A 25,092-nucleotide genomic window follows, 5' to 3' on the forward strand; every position below is an offset into this window, starting at 1 on the left:
CGCGACACCGACCAGCGACGCGGCGCACCCACGCGTAGTCGTCGCGAGTCACCCACGCGCAGTCGTCGCGACGTACACGTCTCGGCGGCGCACCACACCACGTTTCGGCGGCGCACCGCACACGTCTCGGGTCCGAGCGCGGTGACCTACTCGCCCACGTCGAGTTCGAACTGGGCGTTCTCCACGACGCTGTTCAACACGACGGAGGTGTTCGTCTCGCGGACGTCCGCGTCCCCGAGGAGGTCCTTGATCCGCTCGTTCATGTCGTCGGTGTCGTGGAACTTCCCGACGGCGATCACGTCGTAGTCACCCGTCACCTCGTACACCGACACCATCCCCCGTACCTCGCGGAGGCGATCGGTGACCTCCGGGAGCGCCTCCCCCTCTACCTTCAACTGGATCACCGCGGTCACGTCGTACCCCAACTCGTCGTAGTTGACACGCGGCGTGTAGCCGTCGATCACCCCGCCGTCTTCCAGGTCCTGGAGGTGGTTCGAGACGGTAGTCACCGACACGTCGAGGTCTTCCCCCAGACTCCGCAGGCTCGCTCGCCCGTCGCCCAAGAGGGCGTTTATCAACTTCGCGTCGAGATTCTCGTACGTCATCGAACCCACCTAGGGGTTCCAGCCTCTCAAACTTTACGCGTGTCCAATCCCAGCGGGAATCGGGGGAGCTTACACCGACCGAAAGAGGTTTTATGCCAGTCGTTGTGGGACCGTACGTCTACGAAGATGACGAGCGAACACACTGCGACAGACGGTGGCCTGGCCGCGGCGGAACAGGACGTGCTCGACGAGATCGAGGAGCAGGACGTCGACTTCCTCCGGCTCCAGTTCACGGACATCCTGGGGACGGTCAAGAACGTCTCCGTGCCCGCCTCGCAGGCGGAGAAGGCGTTCACGGAGGGGATCTACTTCGACGGCTCCTCGATCGAGGGGTTCGTCCGGATCCAGGAGTCGGACATGCGACTGGACCCGGACCCGGAGACGTTCGCGGTGTTGCCGTGGCGCGACGGCGGTGACGGTCGCGCGGCGCGACTCGTCTGTGACGTGATCGACACGGCGACGGGCGAGCCGTTCTCGGGTGACCCGCGGCGGGTGCTCAAGCGGGCCATCGACCGCGCCGACGAACTCGGTTACGAGGTCAACGCCGGGCCGGAGCCGGAGTTCTTCGTCTTCGAGACGGACGAGGACGGCGCGCCGACGACGGAGACCCACGACGCCGGCGGCTACTTCGACCTGGCGCCGAAGGACCTCGCCAGCGACCTGCGGCGGGAGATCATCTACAACCTGGAGTCGATGGGCTTCGAGGTCGAGGCGAGTCACCACGAGGTCGCCGAGGGGCAACACGAGATCGACTTCAAGTACGACGACGCCCTGACGACGGCGGACAACATCGCCACGTTCCGGTCGGTCGTGCGGGCGACGACGGCTCAGAACGACGCCCACGCGACGTTCATGCCGAAGCCGATCCCCCACATCAACGGCTCGGGGATGCACACGCACCTCTCGCTGTTCGAGGACGGGGAGAACGCCTTCCACGACGACGACGACGAGTTGGGGCTGTCGGGCACGGCGAAGTCGTTCCTCGCGGGCATCCTGGAGCACGCCCCCGCCCTGACCGCCGTGTGTAACCCGACGGTGAACTCCTACAAGCGGCTCGTGCCGGGGTACGAGGCGCCGGTGTACGTCGCCTGGTCGGACGTGAACCGCTCGGCGCTGATCCGGAAGCCGGCCGCCCGCGTCCCGGCGGCCTCTCGCATCGAACTGCGCTCGCCGGACCCGTCGTGTAACCCGTACCTCGCGCTGGCGGCGATGATCCACGCCGGGCTGGACGGCATCGAGCGCGACCTGGAGGCGCCGGACCCGGTCCGCGAGAACATCTACGAGTTCGACGAGGCGACCCGCGAGGAGTACGGCATCGAGACGCTGCCGCCGAACCTCGGCGCCGCCGTCGACGCGCTAGAGGACGACGAGGTGATCCAGTCTGCGCTGGGCAGCCACGTCGCCGAGAAGTTCGTCGAGGCGAAGAGCGCCGAGTACGACGAGTACCGCGCGGACGTGTCCCAGTGGGAACTGGACCGCTACCTCGCGAAGTACTGAGGTAGCGACCGAATCGGGGGACTCCTCTCCTTCGGTGGTCTCCGAGTCCTCCGACCGTCACGCTCGTGTCACCGACGCGACTACTTCACGGAACGACGTGCCGGTGAGCTCTCGCGACGGCCCGGCGTACACCCCGTAGTGGGTCCCGGCCTCCCGCCAGGTGACCTCCCAGCCGCCGAACCGCTCCGACAGCGCGGCGTAGTGGACGGTCCGCCCGTCGAGTGCGAGCGTCTCCCGTGTCTCGGCCGCCTGGTCGGCAGGCACCGGATCGGTCGGCGGGGCGAGCGGACTCGACGGGGCGGCGGCGATCAGCCACAGCGGGTCGCTCTCGTTCGCGCGGTGCCGAAACACGCACTCGACGGCGTCGTGTGCGGGGAACGCGACCGCGGAGTCGAACCGGTACAACTCCGCCGTCGGCACGAGCGGTCGCGGCATCGACTCGGTCGCGGCGGCGTGCATCGATCCGTTCTCGTCACCCACCGTCCCCAGTCCGACCCGCGAGACGCGCTGGCTCGCGTCGTAGGGGCGCGAGGGGGCGTGGTCCCAGAGCCCGTGCGGGACCGCCGGGGGTCGACAGCCGTACCGGTGCCAGTACGAGAGCCGGTGGAACGGCACGCGACGGACGCGGTCGGCGACTGGGTGAGCGACGGGTGTCGCCGCCGACAGCAGTCGTTCGAGTTCGGCGTCCGCGAACGAGCCGTCGACGACGGAGACCTCGAGTTGCGTGCGGGCACGGTTCGTGACCGCACCCCGGTTCTCCTTGTAGTCGGTCCCGAGGAATCCGACGGCGTCGCCACAGTGGAACGGCTCCGGTGTGTCGGTGCGCCACAGCGGCGCGACGCCGGCCGCGGGCGGTGCCCAGTCGTACGCGAACTGCTTCACGCGGAGCCGCCGGTCGTCTCCGTCGACGACGACTCTGAGGCTACACGGGTTCCCGTCGCTGTGTGGCGTCTGATCGATCTCGTCGGCGGTGACCCCGTCCGGTCGTCCCGGCGGCCGTTCCGGACGCAGCGTCACACTGTCGACGCGACAGTCGTCCGGGAGCCACGCGAGTTCGAAGGCGACGAAGTTCACGCCCGACTGCGCGGCCGCGACGGTCGTCTCCCGTGGCGGCTCCGGCGCCGCGTCCAGCCGGTCGCTCGGCGAGCCGGTCCGCCAGACCGGTGACCGTTCCTCGCGCGACTCGTCGTCCGTCTCGGAGGGCGTGTCCATACCACCACTCCGGCCGACGGGGTGGTGAACGTTCCCGGAAGCCGACTTTGGTACGTGTTCCGACAGGTCCGGCGAGGAGGGAGGGCGCGGTCGCGCCCACCGCTCGAGAGCCGAGAGCGATTTCGGGCTGGCGACCGTCGAGTCGCCCGTGCCAGAGACAGACGAGGCGGCGGACGAGGAGTCGAGTGTGGTCTCCCCGGACCCCGACGGGGCGGAGCCAGTGACGGTGACCGTCCACCACGACGAGCAGACCACCACGGTGACGGCGCGGCGTGGGGAGCCCCTGCGGGACGCGCTCCGGCGCGCGAACCTGTCGCCGTACACCCGCCTCACCGAGCGACTCAACTGCGGCGGGCGCGGGCTCTGTGCGACCTGTGGCGTCCGTGTGCTCGACGACGTGGCGCCGGACCACTGGCACGACCGGCTCGCCGAGCGGTTCGGCTACCCGCGACTGTCGTGTCAGCTCCCGGCCGAGGACGGCCTCGAGGTCGCGCTCGTGTCGGACAAGCTCGTCTGGGGTGGTCGCGAGTGACCGCCGCCGAGGACCTCGCGGCTGACGCGACCCGCGAGGTGGTCCGACTCCACGAGTGGTTCCAGGCGTGGTTCCGTGGCGAGGTCCCCGCGTCGGAGTTCGGCCGCGTCGCGGCCGCGCTCCAGCCGACGTTCCGGATGGTGACGCCAGAGGGAGTCGAACGGGACCGCGAGGCGGTCCTCGACGGAGTCCGAGCGGGACACGGCGAGGACGCCGACGGGGAGCCGCCGTTCGTGATCCGCGTCCGAGACACCCGCGTCCGTCACGCGACGAGCGACCACTGTCTGGTCACCTACGAGGAGTGGCAGCGACGCGACGGGGCGTGGACCGGGCGCCGGTCGACGGCGCTGTTCGCCAGCGAGCCGTCGGCACCCGAGGGTGTCGGCTGGCGCGACCTCCAGGAGACGTGGATCGAGGAGCGCGACGAACCGCCGACGGCGGACGACGATCCGGCAGTACCGACACTCGATCCGACCGTCGAGTCTGCGGCGTCCGGAGACCAGTGACGGGAGCGCCCGGGGGCTGGTGACGGCGGCGAGTACAGGCCGCGACGGCGCCGGGGAACGCAAGCTACAAACCCGACTCCCGCGAAGGCGCGAGTATGGAACTCCGCGTCGTGGACAAGACCGACGACGAACTGCGGATCGAGATCGCCGGCGAGAACCACACGTTCATGAACGTGCTGAAGGGGTCGCTGTTGGAGAACGACGGCGTCGCCGCGGCGACGTACGACGTGAACCCCGAGCAGTCCGGCGGCCAGACCGAGCCGATCCTCTCGATGAGCACCGAGGACGGCGTCGACCCGCTCGACGCACTCGAGGAGTCCGCCCGTACCGTCTCCGCCGAGATGGAGACACTCGCCGACGAGATCGAAGCCGCGTTCGCGGCCGAGGCCTGAGCGCGAGCCGCCGTCTCCGTTCTCTCACGCCTCCCACTCCGCCGACTACTCCGCGTGCTCGTCGCCGTGCGCGGCCAGCGCCGCCGGCGGCGCGCGTTCGCCCGCGCGGACCGGCACGTCGAGCCAGTTGTCGCGCGGCACGAGCGGACACTCGTAGGCCTCGGAGTACGCACAGAACGGATTGTACGCCCGGTTGAAGTCGAGCACCCACCGGCCGTCGTCGGTGCGGTCGTCCGGGTCCTCCAGATCGAGGTACCGCCCGGCACCGTACGTCTCCGTCCCGCTGGTCGCGTCGCGGAACGGTACCCACAGCCGCGTGTGGTCGTCCACGGGACGGAACGCGTGGAGGACGACCGTCTCGGACCCGCTCTCGACCGGGAGCGACACCCCGAACGTCCCCACGTCGTGGTACCGCTGCGTGCCGTCCTGTGTCGTCTCGACGGTCAGTTCCGTCGGCTCGTCGTGTTCGTCCAGCGCCACCTCGACCCGGTACGCGGGGTCGACCGGGTAGTAGTCCAGCCCCTCGAACGTCGACTGGCCCGACTGGACGGCAGTCGGCACCGGCGAGCGTGGGTGCTCGCCGAAGAACTCGTCCTTCTCGGCGCGGTCCCGTTCGACTCGCTCGACGTACGCGTCGGTGGTCACACACTTCACTCGGTCGTCCACGGAGAAGAAGCCGAGTCGGTCGTGACGCGACGGTGCAAGACAGTCGACTGGGACGACGGCGGTGCGGACGGGCGGCGGAGACGTTCGTCGACCGCACGGGTACGCTCGTCGACCGTGGGGGTCCGCTCGTCGAACGTGCGGAGTGGGTCGCCGCCTGCACGCCACCGGTCGCCGGCCACGCAGTGTCGGCCGCCGGCTGCACGCCACCGGTCGCGGACCGCGAGGAGGCTGCGAAAGGAAACGGTATTAGGCTCCGGTCGCAACCGTCGGACATGAAATTCAGTGGCTGGCCGGAGAAGGGTGACCTCGTCGTCGGCGAAGTCGACGAGATCGCCGACTTCGGCGTGTTCGTCGACCTGGAGGAGTACGAGGACAAGCGTGGGCTCGTCCACGTCAGCGAGGTCGCCTCGGGGTGGATCAAGAACATCCGCGACCACGTCAGTCCGGGCGAACGGGTCGTCGCGAAGGTGCTGGACATCGACGAAGACAGCCAGCAGATCGACCTCTCGTTGAAGGACGTCAACGACCACCAGCGGTCGGACAAGATTCAAGACTGGAAGAACGAGCGGAAGGCGGACAACTGGATGACGATCGCCTTCGGCGAGGACGTGAGCGACGACGTGTACAGCGGCGTCGCGACGGAACTGCTCGCCGAGTTCGGCTCGATGTACGACGGGTTCGAGCAGGCGGCGATCCACGGCACCGAGGCGTTGGCGGACACCGACCTCTCCGAGGAGGAGGTCGAGGCGATCGTCGAGACGGCCCGCGAGAACGTCTCCGTCCCGTACGTCAACGTCACCGGCTACGTCGACCTGGAGTGTCCGGCGCCGGACGGCGTCGACATGATCAAGGAGGCACTGCAGGCTGCAGAGGGTAACGGCGAGGTACCCGACGAGGTGGAACTGTCCGTCTCGTACGTCGGCTCGCCGGAGTACCGGATCAAAGTGAAGGCCCCCGACTACAAGACGGCCGAACGCGAGCTGGAGGCCTCCGGGGACCGCGCGGCGACGAAGATCGGCGAGATCGGTGGGACGGGCGAGTACCACCGCGACCGTCGGACCGACGACGAGTGACGCCGGGGTGCCCCCGTGAAGTCCGACATCCACGTCTGCGCCGACTGGGAGCGCCACCACGACCGTCCGGTGTACACGCTCGGCGAGACGTGTCCCTCGTGTGGCGGCGACGCGATCGACGCTGCCCCCGCACCGTTCTCCCCCGACGATCCGCACGGGGAGTACCGGCGCCGCGCCCGCAGACGGGCACGCGACGACCTGCGTGATCCGCCGGTGGACGACGAGGCGGACGGTGACGGAGCCACGGCGGACGACGAGTGAAGACGAGTCGTGCCGAGTCGGGGCGGGGTGGATCTGTGAGAGCGGCGACACGTCCGGAGCCGACGCACCTTTGTGAGACGACCCCCGCTCGTAGAGTATGGACCACATCGAGATCGAGACCGTCGCGGAGGTCGACGCGGAGTCGCCGGTGTTCGTGGAGGGGCTGCCGGGTGTCGGACACGTCGGGAAGCTGGCGGCGGAACACCTCGTCGAGGAGTTCGACGGCGAACTCGTCCGGCGGGTGTACACGACGGAGTTCCCGCCGCAGGTCACCGTCGGCGACGACGGCGTGGCGGAGCTCACCTGCGCGGAGTTCCACTACGTCGAGGCGGGCGACGCCGAACTGCTCGTGTTGACCGGCGACCACCAGGCGGCCTCGAACGACGGCCACTACGCGCTGACCGACGCCTTCCTGGACGTGGCCGAGTCGTTCGGCGCCGAGCGCGCGTTCGCGCTGGGTGGGGTGCCGACTGGCGAGTTGATCGAGGACGACGAGTACGACGTGCTCGGCGCGGTGTCGGACGCCGAGACGGCCGAGGAGTTGGGCGAGACCGGCGTCGAGTTCCGCGAGGACGAGCCCGCGGGTGGGATCGTCGGCGTCTCCGGGTTGATCCTCGGGCTCGGCGGGCGGCGCGGGTTCGAGGCCGCCTGTCTGATGGGCGAGACCTCCGGCTACCTCGTCGACCCGAAGAGCGCGCAGGCCGTCCTGGAGGTCCTCGAGGACGTGTTGGACTTCGCGGTCGACTTCACGGAGTTGGAGGACCGCGCCGAGGAGATGGAGGAGGTCGTCGGCAAGATCCAGGAGATGCAGGGCGGTGGCGGCGGGATGCCCTCCGAGGACGAACTGCGCTACATCGGGTGAGCACGCCTCTGGACCGGAAGTACTCCGTTTCTGGATGGCTGGGGTGAAGAGACTCTACTGTTGGAAAACTGGTCGTGACTCGGATGCGGTGTCCGGGGGTCAGATCGCCTGTTCCGTCGTCGGCTCGTCGCCGCCCGGGGGTGTCGGAGTCGCCGCGTCGACGCCGGCCGCGTACAGTCGTGCCGAGACCACCGTCGCGTACCAGGCGACGAAGGCGGCCGCGACCGCCCCGACGACCGGGAGGAAGCCGAGCAGCCCGGAGACGACGCTGGTCGCGACGCCGACTGCCAGCGCCAGCAGCCAGGCCGTCACGTAGCCGCTCGTCGCGACGGTCCGCCAGACGGACCGCAGGGCGAACGCGGACCCGATCTCGTCGGTCGCTGCCAGCCGCGCCAACGCCGCCGGCAGCAGGAACCCCGCCGCCAGCGACCAGACGATCGAGACCAACCCCAAGAGGCCGAACACGAGGAGCGTCAGCCCCCCGACGGCGCTGGCCGCCGTCGGGTCGGGGCCGCTGCCACCACCGACGACGGCGACCGGGACGAACACGGCGACCGCGAGGACCGCCAGGAGACTCGTCACGACCGGCACCGCGAAGTACGCCAGCGTGACGGCCAGTCCTCGCAGACCGTCGACCAGCAGGTCGCCCCAGTCGTCGAAGACCGGCGGCTGTTCCTCGTCGGCGGCCGACGTGCGGAACACGCGGATCGCGTACCCGAGGATCGGCACCAGCGGGAGCAGCAACACGCCGAACAGTGTGAGGAGGCCGCCGATGAGGACGGTGGTCACCGCGTCGTCGCCGCGTCGTGGGTAGTCGAGGGCGTCTCGTAACATGTGTGGCTCCGTGGATCACGACCCGGTGGCGACACTCCGTCGACGCCGGTGTAATCTACACCAGGTACTACGCCCGCAGAGAGCTTAAATCGCTACTGTGGCGTGCTGACACGACCGATCGCACACGATCTGTCGTGGCCGATTCCAGCGCGACGCGTCCGTGGGGGCGACGACGACACCGACACGCACCTGCCGACTCCGGAACCCACAAGCCCGAGACGGCCGAGTGTGTGGACGTGACGAACACCGACGCCACCGCCGCACCGCTGGAAGCACCGGACGCGAACGGGATGCCGATGCTCGGACTCGGCACGTGGGAGAACGACGACCCCGCGCAGTGCACCGAGTCCGTGCGGACGGCACTGGAGGCGGGGTACCGACACGTCGACACCGCACAGATCTACGAGAACGAGGCGGCCGTCGGCGAGGGGATCGCCGCGGCGGACGTGCCCCGCGAGGACGTGTTCCTCGCGACGAAGGTGTGGATCGACAGTCTCGCGCCCGCAGACGTGGAGGAGACGACCCGGGAGTCGCTCGACAGACTCGGCGTCGACAGCGTCGACCTGCTGTACGTCCACTGGCCGGCGCGCACGTACGACCCAGAGGCGACGCTGGCGGCGTTCGCGGACCTGCAGGACGCCGGTCTGATCGACCGCATCGGGATCTCGAACTTCGAACCCGAGCAGGTGGCGACCGCACAGGACGTGCTCGGCGGTGACGTGTTCGCCAATCAAGTCGAACTCCACCCGCTGCTCCCCCAGCCGGAGCTGCGCGAGGCGTGTGCCGACCACGGCGTCGAGGTCGTCGCCTACTCCCCGCTGGCACGCGGTGCGGTGTTCGACGTGCCGGAACTGACGGAGATCGCGGAGGCCCACGGCGTCAGCGAGGCACAGGTGTCGCTGGCGTGGCTCCGCGAGAAGGGCGTGACTGCGATTCCGAAGGCGACGAGCGAGGCACACATCCGCGACAACGCGGCGAGTCTCGACGTGTCGCTCACCGACGAGGAGGTCCAGACGATCGACGACCTCGACCGCCGCGACCGCCGCGTCGACCCCGACTTCGGTCCCTGGAACTGATCGGGTCGATACTCTGGTTCTCTACACGACCGAATCTCGCGGCGTCACCGCTCGCCTACCAGCCAGACCGGGCTCGCGGCTCCACCGCTCGCCTACCACCCGGACCAGGCTCGCGGCGTCACCGCTCGCCTACCAGCCAGACCGGGCTCGCGGCTCCACCGCTCGCCTACCACCCGGACCAGGCTCGCGGCTCCACCGCTCGCCTACCAGCCAGACCAGGCTCGCGGCTCCACCGCTCGCCTACCAGCCAGACCACGCACTCGTCACCTGGTCGCGCCCGAACAGCCGCTTCACGTCCTTCGCGAACACCGTCTGGCCCTCCTGATCGGCCTTGTCGAACGGGTACCCCGTCGAAGCGTCGCGGACGTGGATACCGACGACCTCGATCTCCTCGTCGCCGAACGTCTCCTCCGCGCCGACGGTGAACTCGTGGTCACCCGGCAGGTACACCTTCTCCGAGCGGTTCTCGTCCTTCCGGCCGTCGTTCGGGTGGATCGTCACGTCGACGCCGACGTTGTCGACGACGCGCGTCCACAGCGTGTCCGCCGCCGCCGCACTGGCGCTCTCGATACGCTCGTCGCCGCGCTCGACGGCCGTGACGCGCACCTGCTGGATCGCCTGCTCCGTCTCGGCGACGAACTCGTCGCCCACCTCGTACTCCTCGTCCGGCTGGGCCGTCACCGTCGTCGGCCACGACTCGCCGTCCTGGGAGACGATCACGTCGACCTCCGTCGTCTTCGGTTCCGACAGCTCCGTCTTGTGGGTGTGGTCACACTCCGTACACCGCACGGTGGCCTGCCCACCGGGCTTGAGCATCTCGTGGACCGTCTCCTCGCCACACGCGGGACAGGTGGCGGAGACGCGGCTCGTGTTCGACATGTCCGGCGGGTACGACACCGACCGTCTTGACCCCTCCGACCGCCGGTCGCGAGCGGATCCCCGACCCGACGACTCACACGGCTCGACCGGCACGGACACCCTCGTCACCCACGTGTTTGTGACACATTAACACGGGGGTAGTGGTCCGTTTGTAGCTTTCGGCCCCCGAACGGGTGGGACCGCACGACGTGACGGGGTGGACACGTCTGCCGCCCCCACAACCGTTATAAGCGAAGAGTTTGGTAGGTCACTGTATGTCTCGTGAGGCGCTCTTGGAGAACGTGACCGCACTGCTCGCCGACGCGGGCTTCCTGACCAGCGAGCGGTGTGCGGTGCGTCCCAAGGGGTTCGACCTCGCCGCCCGCTCGGGCGAGGACCTGCTCCTCGTCAAGGTGTTGGGCAACGTCGACGCCTTCGACGCCCCGACGGGCGGGGAGATGCGGCGCCTCGGCCGGTACCTGTCGGGGACGCCGCTCGTGGTCGGGTTGCGGACGCGCGACGAGGACCTCAAACCCGGCGTGGTGTACTTCCGCCACGGCGTGCCGGCGATCCACCCGGACACGCTGTACGACCTGCTCGTCGAGGACGTGCCGCCGCTGATCTACGCCGCCCCCGGCGGACTGTACGTCAACATCGACGGCGACCTCGTCGCCGACGAGCGACGCGAGCGCGGGTGGAGTCTCGGTCGACTCGCCGAGGAGTTGGGTGTCTCGCGGCGCACCGTCGCGAAGTACGAGGACGGGATGAACGCCTCGGTCGAAGTCGCGGTGCAGTTGGAGGAGATGTTCGACGAGCCGTTCTCCGACCCCGTCTCGGTGCTCGAGGGTGCCGAGGAGGTCCGCGGCGGGGAGCCGACTCCCGACGAGCCGGAGACGGACCCGGACCCGGAGACGGAACGACTGTTCGCGGTGTTGTCCGACGCCGGCTTCGTCGTCCACCCGACGGAGCGTGCGCCGTTCAAGGCAGTCGGCGAGGACGACGACCGCGTCGAGTTCACGCTGTTGTCTAGTTACGCGACGTTCACACGGGCCGCCGAGAAGCGCGCCCGACTGATGGCCTCCATCGGACGGGTGACCCGGACCCGTGCGGTGTTCTTCACCGACGACGACGCCGGGCGCGACTCCGTCGACGGCACCGCCATCGTCGGCCGCGGCGAGGTGGCCGACAGCGACGACCCGGACCACGTCCGGGATCTGATCCGCGAACGGTCCGAGGAACCACAGGAGGCCTGAGACCGGCGTCGTCCGGCCGTTGTCGGCGAGGTGTCGCCACCGAGTCACGTCTCGCCGTCGTGTAATTCTCTCACACGCACACGGCGTTCGTTCTCTCGCCGGGACCGATCAACTAGTCGGGTGCCGTTCTCACCCACCCAGAACTGATTTGAAGCATGACACTGAGGCGTGGTGTATGAGCTTCCAGCGGCCGCCCGCAGTCTCGACGGGCGACACCGTCGCGCTGCTGGCCACGTCGGCACCCGTCCCGTCCGGTCTCGTCGAGCGTGCGGCCGACCGCCTGTCGTCGGTGTTCGGTGTCGAGACGGTGCAGTACCCCACCGCCGAGCGAACGCCGGCAGACGGGCCGGCACCGCCGTCGGAACGCGCCGAGGAGCTGATGACCGCCTTCGAGGACCCGGGCGTGAGCGCGGTGGTGTCCGTGACCGGCGGGGACGACCAACTGCGAGTGCTCTCCTCGCTCGACGCCGACCGCCTGCGGCGCCACCCGACGCGGTTCTTCGGCTACTCGGACAACGACAACCTCCGGCTGTTCCTGTGGCGACTCGGGATCGTCTCGTGGGGGACCACGGCACACCCGGACCTGACTGTCGACGCCGACCTCCACCCGTACGTCGAGGAGTACCTCTCGCGAGCGTTGTTCGCGGAGACGCTCGGCACCGTCGAACCCGCGACGGAGTGGACCGACGAGTGGTACGACTTCGAGTCGGGTGAGCCACGCTCGTGGCAGCCGTCGCCCGGCTGGTCGTGGCGGGACCGCGGCACCGTCGCCGGCCCGGTGTGGGGCGGGTCACTCGCCATCGTCGAGTGGCACCTCCAGACGGATCGGTTTCTCCCGGACCCCGAACGACTCGACGGGGCGGTGTTGGCTCTGGAGACCTCCGAGACGCTGCCGCGGGCCGAGCGCGTCGGCTACCTGCTGCGGTCGTTGGGCGAGCGCGGGTGGCTGGACCGCTTCGCGGGGGTCGTCGTCGGCCGTCCACGGGCGTTCAGTCCGGAGGTGGCCCGCGACCCAGACTTCGACGAGTACCGGACGGCGATCCGGGAGGCGGTCGAGACACGGCTCGACCGCTACGCGCCCGAGACGACGGCCGTCTTCGACGTGGACTTCGGCCACACCTCGCCGGTGTTCCCGCTGCCGCTCGGTGCGACGGCGCGACTCGACCCCGACGCCGGGACGATCACCTTCGAGTGACACGCCGGTGTCCCGCGACCGCACTCACGACAACTGCGCGACCAACTCGCGGAGCGTCGCCAGGTCGTACTGTCCGGGTGCGGTCGCCTCCGCCTCGTGGACGGGTGCGTAGCCGATCCGAGAGCCGTACACCGGCGCGACGGCACGGGTGTGTGCGCCGGCCTCACCCATCGCCATCGTGGCGACGCGGTCGCCGCGTGCCGTCGCGCGCCGTGTCGCACCCAACAGTCGCAACGCGTCGTCCGGTGTCTCGGCGGTGACGGCCACCTTCCCCACGTCACCCGCCGCCGCCGCGGCGCGGACGAGACCGTCGAGCGCCTCTCGGTCCGGTGTGCCGTCGAAGTCGTGGACGGACGCGATCAGCGTCGTCTCGGTCTCGCGGATCCGCTCGCGAAGTTCTGCGACGCCGGTGTCGTTCGTCCCGGGCGGGCGGCCGCGCAGGGTCGCCAACTCCACGTCGACGGCGACGACGGACTCGAACGCGACCGCGGCCGCGAGTGTGTCTAGTCGGCCGTAGGGTGCCGTCTGGCCACCCTCCCACCGTGGCCGGTTCGTGACGAGTAGCGGCGTCGGCCCGTCGTACGCCCGTAGTGCGGCCAGTGGCTCCTCGGCCAGGTCGAGCCGGAACTCCACGAGGTCGGCGTGGTCGCGTGCGGCCGGTTCGTCGGCGAGCGTGCCCGTCGCCGCCGCGAGCCGGAACGTGTCGAACTCCATCGCGTCGAGACACGACACGAGCACGGGAAAGTGGTGTGGGCGGGGAGCGGGCGGTGTTCGGATCCACCGACCGCTGGAGGTGGCGGCCGAGGAACGCGCGAGAGCCTGGCGACCCGAGTGCGTGAGACCTCGTCGGAACGTGCGCCGACGGAGGTGGAGCGAGCGCAGCGAGCGATGTGCGGCTTCGCCGTGCGTCGACCGTGAGCCGGGCGAGACCGAAGGGCTCGCTACGTGTCGTGGCGGGCGGGGGCGACGCTCTCGCTCCCAGCCGCGCGACCCGCCGCGCGGCGACGGCGGTGCCACCCGGAGCCCCCTCGGAGCTCCCTGCGTGGTAGTCTCGTCCGACTACTCGGCCTCGTCTGAACACCGCCCGTGACCGCTACCCACGGGTTCATCAAACTCCCCGTGCCACTGTCTCGCGTGCACGTCGAATCACACGCAGATGCGGAGGGAGTCGAGGTCGTTCCGCAGGTCCACCTCCAGCAGGGCCCCGCCGGAACGGAGACGAGCGTCCAGCAGTTCGAGATCGAACCGGGCGCGGAGGTACCGGAACACGACCACCCGCACGAGCAGGCCGGCTACGTCGCCAGCGGGACGCTGACGTTCCTCGTCGACGGCGAGGAGATCGCGGTGTCGGCCGGCGACTCGTACGTCGTCCCCGGCGGCGAACCCCACGCGGCCGAGAACCGCGGTGACGAGCGCGTCGTCGGGGTCGACGTGTTCGCCCCACCGCGGACCGATCCCGACTGGGCCGGCGAGGAGTGAGTCGTCGGAGGGTCTCGTCACCTCGCCCGCTCACTCTGCCTCGTTCGGCAGACGGTCGTCCGGAGACACCGCAGACGGGACTTCGTCCGAGATCGACTCGGCAGGATCGGCTTCCGAGATCGACTCGGCAGGATCGGCTTCCGAGAACAACTCGGCCGGATCGGCTTCCGAGAACAACTCGGCCGGATCGTCGACCCGCAGTTCGTACTGGCCGTCGTGCGCCACGACGGGTGCGTAGTTCAGTCGGTGCCCGAGTGTGTCGCGGTCGACGCGAGACGGCGACTCGACCCCCGCGAGTCGGGGTCCCTCGTCGGGTGTGGTGAACTCGGCACCCTGCTCTGCAACGGCGGGGCGGCGTCGATCGGTGAGCACACCCTTCCGATCGGCCGACCCGACGAGCAACACCTTCGGAACCACGTCGCTCGTCTGGGTAACTCTGTGTGTTCCGTCGCCGACGGCGACGTAGTCGCTGGGGACGGACGCACGTTCGCGTGCGATCCCGGCGGCGCGGACCACACAGAACCCCTCCGCGAGGAGGTGTGCGAACGCCGCCCCGACCTCGGCGGCCATCTCGTCGAGTACGTCCCGGCAGGTGACGACCCCGGCGACGCTCCCACGCTCGATCAACTCGATCCCGTCCGCGTGGGACCGGCAGGCGTTCAACAGGAACGTACGTGCGTTCGACTCCGACAGCGTCGTCGGCGAGAACGTGCCGTCGACACAGACGATCCCATCCTCCGAGCGGTGTGCCATCAGGTGGAGGTGGTCCGACTCCTGTTCGAACACACGAGCCAGCCGTGCGACCGTGGGCCGTTCGACCACCTCCACGTCGAGTGCCAACTCGTCCGCACGATCCCCGTACCGCTCGACCGCGTCCGCGAGTTCCGTCGGTGCGTCTTCGACACACGAGACCGCCACGATGCGGAGGGGGGACTCCTCGTCGACGAAACGGTCTCGGTTCCGAAATCCCTCCGGACTCGCCTGGAACCCATCCACGGGTGGCCCGGAGCCGACTCGTCCGTGGTACCGGCCCCAGTCGTGTCGGCTCTCGATCCGTCTCTGGCGGTCGTCGTCGACGGCCGTCGCGTCCGCTTCGACCGACCGGACACGACCGTCGGATCGCTCGGCCGGCTCGCCTCCCGGCGACCCACCGGGACGCTCGGCCGTCACACGACGCCGCGCGGCGGCGGACGAGGGGTCGGGGGAGTCTCCCGGCGTCCGCCGGCTCTCCGGTTTCGCGTCGGTCTCGTCTCCGTCCTCGTCGTCTCCCACCGGAGGTCGCCCCCAGTCTTCACTCGGCCGCGTGTGGTCCGTGTCACTCGTCGCCTCGACGACGGCGTCGCTGGACCGCCACTCACCCGCGGTCGGAGCCAGTGCCGGGAGGTAGTGTGCGGTCCGAGCGACGACCGGCAGCGCGTCGTTACCGACCGACAGCGACAACGGCCACGCCGGGAACAGTCCCGACACGGTGGTGAAGTCGACCGCGAGGTACCGTTCGAGGCGCTCGCCGAGCGGCGCGTCGAACAGTCCCGGGTGGGTCAACCCCAGTGCCTCTCGTTGGGCGGCAGACGACACGTGGTCGGAGTAGTCGCCGAACCCACGTACCACACAGTCGCCGTAGAGGCTCCGCTGAAGCAACCGCGTCAGCCGACTCGCCAGTGCTGCGGTTCCCGCTCGTTCCACGGAGTCGTGTGTCTCGATCGGAGAGTCCGCTCCGAGCGACAGCGACCGAGTCGGGAGGTCGAGTGCAGGCGTCGCTCCCGACACGGTCTCGACGGTCGCACCGAGGTAGTACGCGAGTGGCCCGGCCACACACACTGCCTGTGGGTCCGCCGGGAGTGTGAGTTCGACCGCCGTCGTCGGCGTCGCCTCGCGGACGCCCTCCGGAACGTGCGTCTCCGAGCCCCACTGGACCGTCGGTGGTGGGCCTCTCGTCGTCACCCACGAACGGTCCGCCGTCTGGACGTCCGCGCCGGCCGCGAAGTGTGTCACTGCGGTCGCCATCCCCGCCGGGGTTCGAGGGACGGTCACCGTGTCCGGTGCCGTCTCGACCGACGACTCCACACCGAACGAGACGACGGTCGGCTCCTCGAACCGCAGGCGATTCCACTCTCCCGGGACGCGAGAGACACTGGCCGCCCCGTCGAACTGGAAGTACGACCGGACGTTCGTCTCCGCCACCAGGAGGTACCGGCTCTCTGGGAGCCGACCCGTCCGTTCCTGGTACCCGTCTCCCCCGGAGTCGACGGCACTGGACAAGTCGGTGATCTCGCCGGTCGTCCGATCGACCAGAGTGAGGTGGACGTAGGGGAACTCGAGTCCACGCGTCTCCCCCGTCAGCGTCGCGTCCAGTTCGTCGGGCCCGACGACACTCTCGGCGACCGCCGCCGACACCGACGACCCACTCCGAGCCGACTCCCACCCGTCCGTCGACACGCTCACTGTCGTCCCCGACTCGTCGACGGCTCGGAGGGTCCCCTCCTGCTCTCGGAGTTCCATACACGACTTCGATACTCTGCACCGAGTGAACAGCCTTTCTAATATTTCCACACTTGTGTTCGAAACCTCATGTGACCTGTGTGGCTCGGACACGGTGATAGGGGTGTAACGAACGCGAACAGTGTCGCCGTACACCGGTTCGACGGGGACGCACGGTGACACCCGGGGAGACGACGGGACTCCCGGCGAGTCTGTCACGACGGTCGGATCGGGGTTCCGATTCCGTACGCGTTAACCGGTGGCCCACCACACCGTCGGGCGTGCGAATCGTGTGTCACGGCGGTGCGGGCGGCGAACCGGAGGAACCGGAGCCCAGACAGGCAGTGTTGGACGAGGCGGCCGCGACGGGTGTCGCGGCCGACGACGTCGTCGACGCGGTCGTCGAGGCGGTCGCGGTGTTGGAGGCGTCCCCTCGGTTCAACGCCGGCTACGGCGGTGCGATCCAGTCGGACGGCGTCGTCCGGACGGACGCCGGGATCATGACCGACGATCGCGCGGCGGGAGCGGTCGCCTCGACACCCGGGATCGAACACGCCGCGGCGGCCGCGCGGGTGGTCATGGAGGAGACGCCACACGTCCTCGTGTCGGGCGAACACGCCGTCGAGTTGGCCGCCGAGTTCGGTGTCGAGACGGACGCCGAACTGCTCACCGAGGAGGCGCGGACGGAGTACGAGGACGCGGACCCACCGGAGGGGAGTCCACGCGACCACCTGGACTGGCTGGCGGACCGCTTCGGCGGTCACGACACGGTCGGCGCGGTCGCACACGACCCGACGACGGAGTCGTTCGCGGCGGCGACCTCCACGGGCGGGCGGACGTTCGCGCTCGCCGGGCGCGTGGGTGACGTGCCACAGATCGGCTCGGGGTTCTTCGCCGCGCCAGCGGGTGGTGCCTCCGCGACCGGTGCGGGCGAGGACATCGCGAAAGCGACGCTCTCGCGGCGGGCCGTCCGGCACCTGGAGGCGGGCCTCGACGCACAGGCCGCCGCGGACCGCGCCATCGCGGAGTTCGGGGAACTCACGGGGTCGTCGGCGGGCGTGATCGTCTTGGACGAGGCCGGCGCCGGCTCGGCGTACAACTCCGACGGGATGCAGACCAGCGTCGCCGTCGAGTAGCGAGCGGTCGACGCAACGTCACGGTCCCCGGGCGTCGACTCGGGTGCGAGACTCGGACTGCCGTCACCCACCTCACAGCGTCCGTCGCATCTCGACCACGTCGACGGCGACGCCGGTTCCGAACTCGCGGGTCGTCTCGCGGACCCGTTCGTAACCGTGGCGGCGGTAGAACCCGACGGCGTTCAGCGACGCGTGGAGGGCGACGCCGGGAGCGTCCCGACGGCGCGCGGTCCGCTCCAGTCGGCAGAGGAGTCTGGATCCGACACCACGGTCCGCGACCGCCGGGTGGACGTACACGGCCCGCAGTTCGGCGTCCGTCTCCGGTACGCCGTCGAGGTGGTCGCCCCCGTCGAAGACCAGTTCGCCGAACCCGACGACCGGCGGTGTCTCGTGATCCTCGTCTCCCTCCCCGCGCCGGTCGGCTCCAGATCGCTCGGCGACGACGAACACGCCGTCGTCCGGGTCCGTGTCGTACGCGTCGGGGTCGCGCTCGCGTCCCCACGCGGCGAGTACCTCGTCGTCGTACGCCTCCGCGGCACGCGCTCGGACGGCTGCGCGGTGGACCTCGGGGAGCCACTCGCGGTCCACCGGGCGCGCAGTACGGACGCGAACCGCCGGCCCGTCGCGGCCGACGCGCGGGCGTTCGGCGACGAGTGACACCGGCGGTGAGGTGTCGTCGGTTCCGTCCTCGCCGTTCCGACTGGTCTCTGCTCCGTGCGTGCTCGACCGGGTCAGTGTGAACATCACGGTCGTCTGTTCCGTCTCCACCGTCACCACGGGCACGGTTCGACAGGTCGACTGTCGGACCGTCCGGGTCCGGATCACGCGCCGCGGTCGACCGGGCCACCGTATGTCGATCAGGCGACGGTGAACAGTAACGCGTTGTGGACGCCCGGCCCGAGCCCGACGGCGGCGACGAGTGTCAGGAGTGCGTACCCCTGAGGGGGGCTCTCGTGGACGGTCGGCGCGACGGCGACGACCGCCAGCGACGCGACGGCGAGTTTCACGAGGACGAACAGCCACCCGGAGCCGAGCAGGCTCGCGGTCGGGAGCCCGGCTGCGAGTTCCAGGATCGCCGCCGACAGCGGCGTGCGCTCGCCGAACCCGAGCAGGTCGACGCCGACGGCGGTCGTCACCCCGTCGACGCCGTGCGCGACGACGGCGAGTGTCGCCGCCCGGCCGGCGACGCCGACCGCGGTCGAGGCGGCGTCGAGCACGCGCGCCGTGACGAGGCCGAGTGTCCCCCCGACGAGGAGTCCGAGTGCGGGGAGCAGCGGGTCCGGCGCAGGTGTCCCGAGTAGCGTGGCCCCGACTGCGGCGGTCGCCGTCGCTGTCCCGGCGACGGCCAGCGTCCGCGGGACGGGGGCGTCGAGTGCGGCCGCAGCGAGCCACACCGCGCCGCCGACGACGGCCGTCGTGACGTAGACGGACGGCGTCCCGAACAGGGGTGCGACGGCCGCCGGGACGGCGTCGACGACGTACAACACGTGACTCGCCGAGCCCGTCACCATCCACGGGACCACCGCGAGCACGTGGCGCTCGCCGTACGGCGGGTCGAGTCGGTAGAGCCCGCCGGCGACGGCGAGGACACCGGCGATCAGGGCGAGTGTGTACGGGAGCGGCGGGACGGAGAACCCCGCGGGGAGGAGCTGGAGCGGTGCGGAGCCGGGTGTCGAGACGACGGCAGACGAGGCGGCGACGAGCACGGACACGCTCACGGCTTCTGTGGGGACCGATTTCACTCCTCGGGTCTGGGGTCGCGTCGTCGGTACTCCGTGCGATCGGACCCCACCCGGACGGGTGCGTCGTGGACGACGACTCCCGTCCAGACCCGCCCACTCCACGGGACTTTAGCCCCCGCGGACCCTCCCGGAAGGTGTGAACGGTAACAGCTTCGGGCGGCTCTTCCAGGTGACCACCTACGGGGAGAGTCACGGGCCGGCGATGGGGTGCACGGTGTCTGGCGTCCCCGCGGGGGTCGAACTCTCGACGGAGGACGTCCAGCGCGAACTGGACCGCCGGAAGCCGGGCCAGTCGATGATCACGACGAGTCGGGGCGAGCCGGACGACGTGACGATCAACTCCGGGCTCCAGGACGGCTACACCACCGGCACACCCATCGGGATGGTCGTCGAGAACAAGGACGCCCGCTCCGGCAAGTACGAGCCGTTCGTCACCGCACCGCGACCCTCCCACGGCGACTACACCTACTCCGCGAAGTTCGGCACGCGCAACTGGGGTGGTGGTGGGCGCTCGTCGGCTCGCGAGACGGTGAACTGGGTCGCGGCCGGCGCCATCGCGAAACAGGTGCTCGACCAGAGCGAGTTGGACGTACAGGTGAAGGCTCACGTCAACCAGGTCGGCGACATCGAGTGTCCGCCGGTGACCTTCGCGGAGATGCTCGAACACACCGAGGACAACGAGGTCCGGTGTGCCCACCCGGAGACCGCCGCGGAGATGCGCGAGGCCATCGACCAGTACCAGCAGGAGGGTGACTCCATCGGCGGCTCGGTGTACTTCGAGTGTCGCGGCGTCCCCCGCGGGTTGGGTGCGCCGCGGTTCGACTCGTTCCCGGCGCGGCTCGGGCGGATGATGTTCGCCATCCCGGCGACGACGAGCTTCGAGTTCGGAGCCGGCCGCGACGCCCGGACGATGCGCGGCTCCGAGCGCAACGAGGACTGGGAGTTCCACGACGGCGAGGGACCGGTCGTCGCGGAGGAGGGTGACCCGGTGCCGGAGGGGAACGACCACGGCGGACTCCAAGGTGGGATCACCACCGGCGAGCCCATCTACGGCGAGGCGACGTGGCACGCCCCCACGTCGATCCCGAAAGAACAGACCACCGCGGACTGGGAGACGGACGAGCGGAGAGACGTGCAGGTCGTCGGTCGCCACGACCCGGTGTTGATGCCGCGTGCGGTGCCGGTCGTCGAGGCGGTGTTGTGGTGTACGATCCTCGACTTCGCGCTGCTCGACGGGCGAGTCAACCCCGACCGCATCGACGACCGGCCGGGCGAGTACGACACGGAGTACCACCCGCGCAGTCCGCGGAACACAGACGACGGCGAGTGACGAGTGGGACACACGATTCGCTCCGCCTCGAATCCGGGTCGGTCCGCTACCACGATCGACCCCCGTAGCTAAGTGTGACCGGTCCCGACGGATGTGCACGTTCCACGAGGAACCACATGTCCGAGACAGTCACCGAGACGGGGCAGTCGGAGTTGGTGGACAGACTCGCCGGTCACGAGGCGGTCGACGCGGCGACCGTCCGCGCCGCGACAGTCACGGGTGGTGACTCCCGGACGGTCACACAGACGGTCCAAACGGAGATCGTCGCGAACGAGGCGTCCGAACGAGTCCGAGTCCCACGCTCCGAGTACGAGGCGTGGACTCGCGAGCGCGTCCCTCGTGGCGACCGCTACGACCACCCGCCGGAAGACCGCACCGAGACGACGGTCCCGTTCGTCGAGACGGGTCGCCCGGTCGAGACGTGTCCGGACTGCGACGGCGCCGGAGAACGATCCTGTCGTACCTGCTCGGGGCGGGGGACGGTCGACTGCCGGACCTGCGACGGCACCAGACGCGTGTCGTGTGACGCCTGTGACGGCACGGGGATGGACTGGGACGAGGGTCCCTGCTGGGAGTGTTCCGGTAACGGCGACGTGGAGTGTGAGGCGTGTTACGACGGCACCGAGAGCTGTCGGAGCTGTCACGGCAGTGGCACCGCCACGTGCGGCACCTGTTCCGGCGAGGGCCAGACCGTCACCGCAGTCGCGGGGACGGTCACCTACACACCTCGGGAGACGACGACCAGTGACCCGTCGGGGTTCCCGCGCGAGCGGTTGGACGTGACTCCCCGAACGGGTGAACGCGTCGGCCACGCGGTCGACGACTCGCCGCCGGCCGGTGACGGCGACGGACGGGTCGTCCGGACGCTGACGGACCGGTACGAGTTCCCGGCGACGTGGGTGCGGTACGAACTCGAGGATCGGTCGTTCGCCTCCGGCGTCGTCGACGGCGACCTCCGACTGGGTGAGTACCCACACTCGGACCGTGCGATCGACGAGGCGCTGTCGACTGCCGTCGACGAGGGGGTGTTCACCTACACGCCCGCGGCCGACGGTGACTGGGGCGGACTGGGACGAGTCGTTCGTGGGACGCTGTCGGCGCTGGCGGGCGTGGCGGTGGTGACGGTCGCCGCGCTCGTGTTCACCTTCCTCGCGGACGCGCTCCCCGGCGGTGTCGTCGTCAGCAACGCGGTACTGCTCGGGGGAACCGGGATCGTCGCCGGACTGTTCGGTCGGCGAGTCGTTCGTCGGTACGCGAACGGATCACCGGCCGCCTCGTGGCTCGACCTCGCCGTGCCACTCGCCGGAACCGTGGCGGTCCTCGCCGCGCTCGGACTCGGCGCGGTGGGGCCGTACGCGGGGGTGGTACTCGCCGGACTCCTCACCGTCTCGTGGACGGAGTACACCACCCGGCGGCTCTCGTACGAGGCCGACCGCGCCGCGTTCCTCGTCGACACCTGCGAGACGTTCCTCGCCGACGGCCCGGCGGCCGTCGACCGCGCAGACGTGCTCGAACGACTCTCGGCGTGGCGCGCGACGACCCCAGAACGGCCACGTCGTCTCGCGACCGTCGTCGGTGTCGTCGGCGTCGGTGGTGGGTCGGTGATCGCGACTGCGACACTCGTCGTCGGGTCACTGGGTGCGCTGGGCGACGAGCCGAACAGAGCGGTGATCGAACCGCTCGCGCGGATCGGCGGGCCCGCGTTGGCGCTCGCGGTGCCGGGTCTCTGCTGGCTCGCGCTCCTGTTCGGGACGCGACTCGTCGACGTTCGACCCTCGTGACACCGGATCACGAGTTCCCGTCCTCGACAGACGGACTCTGCTCGACGACCGCCGCGACGAGTTTCGCCTCCGCCTTCTGGAGGTGTTCGCCGACGGTGGTCGGCGCACAGTCCAGTCGTGTCGCGAGGTCTCGGTGGGTCGTCTCTCGTGGGTGGTCGTAGTACCCCGCGTCGACTGCGGCGAGGAGTGCCTCCCGCTGTCGGTCGCTCAACACCTCCAACAGCCCCGTCTCCGGCACCGGCGCCGAGCCGACGCTCTCGACGGTCACGTCCACTCCCGGCGGTGCGGCGTCGACCGCCGACTGGAGTGCGCTCGACTGCCCGAGTAACACGCCGCGCGTCTCGAACTCGCGGTAGATCGCGGGCTTTCGCACCAACAGCCCCGCACGTGCCGTGACGACGAGGAACGTCCGGAAGAACGGGAGTGTGTCCGCCGCGGCCGTCACCAGCACACAGCGGCGCTCGCCCCCGTCCGTCGAGACCGCGACGTCGCTGACGCCGTCCGTCGCTCTCGCCGCCGCCGCGAACTGTGTCGCGTCACCGTCGACTTCGTAGAGCACCGTCGCGGCGTCGTTGGCCGCGAAGTTCCAGTCGTGGACCACCACCGCCGCGATCGCCGCCGAGTCGGCCACCGTGACGTAGAACTGCGGGAGGGCCTCGCGCGGGAGCGACGCGGACAACTCGAGGCGTGTCAGCGACATCTGTCTCTTCGTCTCGACGTTCCTCGGTGCCGTCATAAACCCCCCGAGGATACCCGGCAGAACGACCACCAGTCGACACACCGTACCGGGAGTGTGAACGGACACGCCGACATCGTGATCCACGACGCCCTCGTCGTGACGGTCGACGACCAGAACAGACTGTTCCGGAACGGGACGGTCGTCGTCGCGGACGACACGATCACCGCCGTCCGAGAGACACGACCGGCCGATCGGCGAGCCGACGCCGGTCACGTGATCGACGGGGACGGGAGACTCGTGATGCCGGGGCTCGTGAACGCCCACACCCACCTGGAGATGACGCCGTTCTTCGGGGCGTTCGGAGACATGCAACCCGCCGAGATGGCGACACAGATGACGGCCGTCTTCGACGCACTCTGGACCGGAGAACTGGACTACCTCGCCGAGGCCGGCGCGGCGTTGGCCGCGGTCAACTTCCTACGTGGCGGCGTGACGACCGTGAACTCGATGGACGCGCGACCGCGAGCCTGTGTCGACGCCTACGCCGAGACGGGGCTGCGTGGGTTCTTCGGGCCGGGTCTCTCCGACCTCTTCTGGGACCACCCGGTCGCGGAACAGGTCGAGCGGTTCCGATCGTTCGTCGCCGACTACCACGAGTCGTACGACGGCCGCATCCGAGCGACGCTGTGTCCCCACGACGACTGGTCGGTCTCCCGCGAGTTGTGGGAACGCTGCGGTGACCTCGCCGCGGAGTACCCCGAGTTGCCGGTTCACACTCACCTGCTGGAGTTGGAGTACAGCGACGTGATCGCTCGCTCGAACGGCGGAGCGGACTCGCTTGCACTGCTCGAGGACGTGGGACTTCTCGACGATCGACTCGTCGGCGCACACTACCTGACGGCCGAGGACGCGGACGTCGACCGCACCGCGGAAGCCGGTGCCTCGGTCGTTCACTGTCCGTCCGTCTTCTGTCACTGGAATCCAGACTCCGACGTGCAGTGGACGCCAGTCCCCGAACTGCGCGACGCCGGTGTCGACGTGGGGCTCGGGATCGACGACCACTACTGGCACGACTCCTACGACATGTTCGGGGAGGCCAGACAGGCTCGCCTCGCGGCCAACCTGAAACGGAGTGCGAACCAGTACGACTCCGTCGAGTTGCTCCGGATGCTCACGATCGAGGGGGCCCGTGCGCTCGGTGTGGGCGACGAGATCGGCAGTCTCGAACCCGGGAAGCGGGCAGATTTGGTCGTCCTCGAGTGGGACGTGCCGAAGTTCACTCCGCCGACGAACGTCTCCGCACAGTTGGTCGGCAACGCGGGTCCGGGCGACGTAGAGACCGTCGTCGTCGACGGGCGAGTCCTGCTCGATCGGGGAACGTACCGAACCGTCGACCCGGGCGTCGTCCAGTCCCGTGTCGAGAGTGCGCTCGACCGGTTCGAGCGCGAGTCCGACTGGACGTTCTCGTTGACTGGCAGCGATCCACCGAGTCGGACCGAAGTGGCGAAGCAGCTCCCGAAACGTGGTCCGGCACGGATGCTGAGTCGGATCGCCCTCCAGTCCGCGAAGGACACCGTGTTCCGGTGATCGGTGGCGGACGACACCGCCGAACACGGCGTCGTCGGGGGTGTTGGGAGTCGGTAGA

General features: G+C 69.7%; 24 protein-coding genes and 1 pseudogene. 15 read left to right on the forward strand and 10 right to left on the reverse strand.

What is annotated here, in order from left to right; genetic code table 11:
- Positions 1-146: 146 nt before the first annotated feature.
- The gene (lrp, locus tag RYH80_RS01320) at positions 147-605 is read right to left on the reverse strand and encodes an HTH-type transcriptional regulator Lrp (RefSeq protein WP_370902057.1); all 459 of its coding nucleotides are present in this window, start codon (positions 603-605) and stop codon (positions 147-149) included.
- 126 nt (positions 606-731) lie between these two features.
- Here lrp and glnA point away from each other — a divergent pair, with 126 nt between their 5' ends.
- Positions 732-2,102, forward strand: coding sequence for a type I glutamate--ammonia ligase (gene glnA, locus RYH80_RS01325; protein ID WP_370902058.1), 1,371 nt, complete (start codon positions 732-734; stop codon positions 2,100-2,102).
- A 57-nt stretch (positions 2,103-2,159) separates the two neighbouring features.
- Here the strand turns inward: glnA and RYH80_RS01330 are convergent, their stop codons facing one another.
- Positions 2,160-3,314 carry a hypothetical protein gene (locus RYH80_RS01330; RefSeq protein WP_370902059.1) on the reverse strand — a complete coding sequence of 385 codons (1,155 nt, stop codon included), beginning with the start codon at positions 3,312-3,314 and terminating at the stop codon, positions 2,160-2,162.
- A gap of 148 nt (positions 3,315-3,462) precedes the next feature.
- Between RYH80_RS01330 and RYH80_RS01335 the strand changes: the two genes are divergently transcribed.
- The 3 genes from RYH80_RS01335 (at position 3,463) to RYH80_RS01345 (ending at position 4,744) form a co-directional block, all read left to right on the forward strand.
- Entirely contained in the window at positions 3,463-3,846 is a 384-nt protein-coding gene (locus RYH80_RS01335) for a 2Fe-2S iron-sulfur cluster-binding protein (RefSeq protein ID WP_370902060.1), read from the forward strand.
- The gene (locus RYH80_RS01340) at positions 3,843-4,352 is read left to right on the forward strand and encodes a DUF4440 domain-containing protein (protein ID WP_370902061.1); all 510 of its coding nucleotides are present in this window, start codon (positions 3,843-3,845) and stop codon (positions 4,350-4,352) included. Before RYH80_RS01335 ends, RYH80_RS01340 begins: the two co-directional genes overlap by 4 nt.
- Before the next feature lie 95 nt (positions 4,353-4,447).
- Positions 4,448-4,744, forward strand: coding sequence for a DNA-directed RNA polymerase subunit L (locus RYH80_RS01345; RefSeq protein WP_370902062.1), 297 nt, complete (start codon positions 4,448-4,450; stop codon positions 4,742-4,744).
- 45 nt (positions 4,745-4,789) lie between these two features.
- Here the strand turns inward: RYH80_RS01345 and RYH80_RS01350 are convergent, their stop codons facing one another.
- Entirely contained in the window at positions 4,790-5,389 is a 600-nt protein-coding gene (locus RYH80_RS01350) for a DUF1684 domain-containing protein (protein WP_370902063.1), read from the reverse strand.
- A 293-nt stretch (positions 5,390-5,682) separates the two neighbouring features.
- Between RYH80_RS01350 and RYH80_RS01355 the strand changes: the two genes are divergently transcribed.
- From RYH80_RS01355 to RYH80_RS01365, 3 genes and pseudogenes are all read left to right on the forward strand, one after another.
- Positions 5,683-6,483, forward strand: a complete 801-nt coding sequence (locus RYH80_RS01355; RefSeq protein WP_370904622.1) for a translation initiation factor IF-2 subunit alpha — start codon at positions 5,683-5,685, stop codon at positions 6,481-6,483.
- A gap of 15 nt (positions 6,484-6,498) precedes the next feature.
- Positions 6,499-6,678: pseudogene (locus RYH80_RS01360) on the forward strand (RNA-protein complex protein Nop10); the annotation flags it as partial.
- Positions 6,679-6,841: 163 nt separating this feature from the next.
- Positions 6,842-7,606: a proteasome assembly chaperone family protein gene (locus tag RYH80_RS01365; RefSeq protein WP_370902064.1), complete on the forward strand. Its 765-nt coding sequence runs from the start codon at positions 6,842-6,844 to the stop codon at positions 7,604-7,606.
- Between the two features lie 99 nt (positions 7,607-7,705).
- On the opposite strand, the gene RYH80_RS01370 is transcribed toward RYH80_RS01365, so the two are convergent.
- The gene (locus RYH80_RS01370; RefSeq protein ID WP_370902066.1) at positions 7,706-8,440 is read right to left on the reverse strand and encodes a DUF4013 domain-containing protein; all 735 of its coding nucleotides are present in this window, start codon (positions 8,438-8,440) and stop codon (positions 7,706-7,708) included.
- A gap of 290 nt (positions 8,441-8,730) precedes the next feature.
- Here RYH80_RS01370 and RYH80_RS01375 point away from each other — a divergent pair, with 290 nt between their 5' ends.
- A complete protein-coding gene (locus RYH80_RS01375; RefSeq protein WP_370904623.1) occupies positions 8,731-9,516 on the forward strand; it encodes an aldo/keto reductase in 786 nt (261 codons plus the stop codon).
- A gap of 240 nt (positions 9,517-9,756) precedes the next feature.
- Here the strand turns inward: RYH80_RS01375 and RYH80_RS01380 are convergent, their stop codons facing one another.
- The gene (locus tag RYH80_RS01380; RefSeq protein ID WP_370902067.1) at positions 9,757-10,395 is read right to left on the reverse strand and encodes an HVO_0476 family zinc finger protein; all 639 of its coding nucleotides are present in this window, start codon (positions 10,393-10,395) and stop codon (positions 9,757-9,759) included.
- 254 nt (positions 10,396-10,649) lie between these two features.
- On the opposite strand from RYH80_RS01380, the gene RYH80_RS01385 reads away from it, so the two are divergent.
- Both RYH80_RS01385 and RYH80_RS01390 read left to right on the forward strand, forming a co-directional pair.
- A complete protein-coding gene (locus tag RYH80_RS01385; RefSeq protein WP_370902068.1) occupies positions 10,650-11,627 on the forward strand; it encodes a transcriptional regulator in 978 nt (325 codons plus the stop codon).
- A gap of 175 nt (positions 11,628-11,802) precedes the next feature.
- Positions 11,803-12,822: a S66 family peptidase gene (locus RYH80_RS01390; RefSeq protein ID WP_370902069.1), complete on the forward strand. Its 1,020-nt coding sequence runs from the start codon at positions 11,803-11,805 to the stop codon at positions 12,820-12,822.
- A gap of 24 nt (positions 12,823-12,846) precedes the next feature.
- Here the strand turns inward: RYH80_RS01390 and RYH80_RS01395 are convergent, their stop codons facing one another.
- Positions 12,847-13,536 (reverse strand): type I 3-dehydroquinate dehydratase, encoded by a 690-nt coding sequence (locus RYH80_RS01395; RefSeq protein WP_370902070.1) that lies wholly within the window; start codon positions 13,534-13,536, stop codon positions 12,847-12,849.
- 420 nt (positions 13,537-13,956) lie between these two features.
- Between RYH80_RS01395 and RYH80_RS01400 the strand changes: the two genes are divergently transcribed.
- Positions 13,957-14,301, forward strand: coding sequence for a cupin domain-containing protein (locus RYH80_RS01400; protein ID WP_370902071.1), 345 nt, complete (start codon positions 13,957-13,959; stop codon positions 14,299-14,301).
- Between the two features lie 30 nt (positions 14,302-14,331).
- Here RYH80_RS01400 and RYH80_RS01405 read toward each other — a convergent pair whose 3' ends face one another.
- The gene (locus RYH80_RS01405; RefSeq protein ID WP_370902072.1) at positions 14,332-16,800 is read right to left on the reverse strand and encodes a hypothetical protein; all 2,469 of its coding nucleotides are present in this window, start codon (positions 16,798-16,800) and stop codon (positions 14,332-14,334) included.
- A gap of 260 nt (positions 16,801-17,060) precedes the next feature.
- Between RYH80_RS01405 and RYH80_RS01410 the strand changes: the two genes are divergently transcribed.
- Positions 17,061-17,915 (forward strand): isoaspartyl peptidase/L-asparaginase, encoded by an 855-nt coding sequence (locus RYH80_RS01410; RefSeq protein ID WP_370902073.1) that lies wholly within the window; start codon positions 17,061-17,063, stop codon positions 17,913-17,915.
- Between the two features lie 72 nt (positions 17,916-17,987).
- On the opposite strand, the gene RYH80_RS01415 is transcribed toward RYH80_RS01410, so the two are convergent.
- Both RYH80_RS01415 and RYH80_RS01420 read right to left on the reverse strand, forming a co-directional pair.
- Positions 17,988-18,683 (reverse strand): GNAT family N-acetyltransferase, encoded by a 696-nt coding sequence (locus tag RYH80_RS01415; protein WP_370902074.1) that lies wholly within the window; start codon positions 18,681-18,683, stop codon positions 17,988-17,990.
- Between the two features lie 89 nt (positions 18,684-18,772).
- Positions 18,773-19,627, reverse strand: coding sequence for a DUF63 family protein (locus RYH80_RS01420; RefSeq protein WP_370902075.1), 855 nt, complete (start codon positions 19,625-19,627; stop codon positions 18,773-18,775).
- A gap of 166 nt (positions 19,628-19,793) precedes the next feature.
- On the opposite strand from RYH80_RS01420, the gene aroC reads away from it, so the two are divergent.
- Both aroC and RYH80_RS01430 read left to right on the forward strand, forming a co-directional pair.
- On the forward strand, positions 19,794-20,987 hold the full coding sequence (aroC, locus tag RYH80_RS01425) for a chorismate synthase (protein WP_370902076.1): 1,194 nt from the start codon (positions 19,794-19,796) through the stop codon (positions 20,985-20,987).
- A 116-nt stretch (positions 20,988-21,103) separates the two neighbouring features.
- Positions 21,104-22,768: a molecular chaperone DnaJ gene (locus RYH80_RS01430; protein ID WP_370902077.1), complete on the forward strand. Its 1,665-nt coding sequence runs from the start codon at positions 21,104-21,106 to the stop codon at positions 22,766-22,768.
- Between the two features lie 7 nt (positions 22,769-22,775).
- Here RYH80_RS01430 and RYH80_RS01435 read toward each other — a convergent pair whose 3' ends face one another.
- Entirely contained in the window at positions 22,776-23,468 is a 693-nt protein-coding gene (locus RYH80_RS01435; protein WP_370902078.1) for a helix-turn-helix domain-containing protein, read from the reverse strand.
- 93 nt (positions 23,469-23,561) lie between these two features.
- Here RYH80_RS01435 and RYH80_RS01440 point away from each other — a divergent pair, with 93 nt between their 5' ends.
- Positions 23,562-25,034: an amidohydrolase family protein gene (locus RYH80_RS01440; protein ID WP_370902079.1), complete on the forward strand. Its 1,473-nt coding sequence runs from the start codon at positions 23,562-23,564 to the stop codon at positions 25,032-25,034.
- Positions 25,035-25,092: the final 58 nt, after the last annotated feature.

Source organism: Halobaculum sp. MBLA0147, assembly GCF_041361345.1.
Lineage (GTDB): Archaea > Halobacteriota > Halobacteria > Halobacteriales > Haloferacaceae > JAHENP01.

Bases quoted from the DNA above. Each gene is read 5' to 3' on its own strand.
- RYH80_RS01375 (WP_370904623.1), top strand. From the start codon at position 8,731: ATGCCGATGCTCGGACTCGGCACGTGGGAGAACGACGACCCCGCGCAG.
- RYH80_RS01385 (WP_370902068.1), top strand. From the start codon at position 10,650: ATGTCTCGTGAGGCGCTCTTGGAGAACGTGACCGCACTGCTCGCCGAC.
- RYH80_RS01435 (WP_370902078.1), bottom strand. From the start codon at position 23,468: ATGTCGCTGACACGCCTCGAGTTGTCCGCGTCGCTCCCGCGCGAGGCC.
- RYH80_RS01345 (WP_370902062.1), top strand. From the start codon at position 4,448: ATGGAACTCCGCGTCGTGGACAAGACCGACGACGAACTGCGGATCGAG.
- RYH80_RS01390 (WP_370902069.1), top strand. From the start codon at position 11,803: ATGAGCTTCCAGCGGCCGCCCGCAGTCTCGACGGGCGACACCGTCGCG.
- RYH80_RS01405 (WP_370902072.1), bottom strand. From the start codon at position 16,800: ATGGAACTCCGAGAGCAGGAGGGGACCCTCCGAGCCGTCGACGAGTCG.
- RYH80_RS01355 (WP_370904622.1), top strand. From the start codon at position 5,683: ATGAAATTCAGTGGCTGGCCGGAGAAGGGTGACCTCGTCGTCGGCGAA.
- RYH80_RS01430 (WP_370902077.1), top strand. From the start codon at position 21,104: ATGTCCGAGACAGTCACCGAGACGGGGCAGTCGGAGTTGGTGGACAGA.
- RYH80_RS01395 (WP_370902070.1), bottom strand. From the start codon at position 13,536: ATGGAGTTCGACACGTTCCGGCTCGCGGCGGCGACGGGCACGCTCGCC.
- RYH80_RS01370 (WP_370902066.1), bottom strand. From the start codon at position 8,440: ATGTTACGAGACGCCCTCGACTACCCACGACGCGGCGACGACGCGGTG.
- RYH80_RS01365 (WP_370902064.1), top strand. From the start codon at position 6,842: ATGGACCACATCGAGATCGAGACCGTCGCGGAGGTCGACGCGGAGTCG.
- glnA (WP_370902058.1), top strand. From the start codon at position 732: ATGACGAGCGAACACACTGCGACAGACGGTGGCCTGGCCGCGGCGGAA.
- lrp (WP_370902057.1), bottom strand. From the start codon at position 605: ATGACGTACGAGAATCTCGACGCGAAGTTGATAAACGCCCTCTTGGGC.
- RYH80_RS01330 (WP_370902059.1), bottom strand. From the start codon at position 3,314: ATGGACACGCCCTCCGAGACGGACGACGAGTCGCGCGAGGAACGGTCA.
- RYH80_RS01380 (WP_370902067.1), bottom strand. From the start codon at position 10,395: ATGTCGAACACGAGCCGCGTCTCCGCCACCTGTCCCGCGTGTGGCGAG.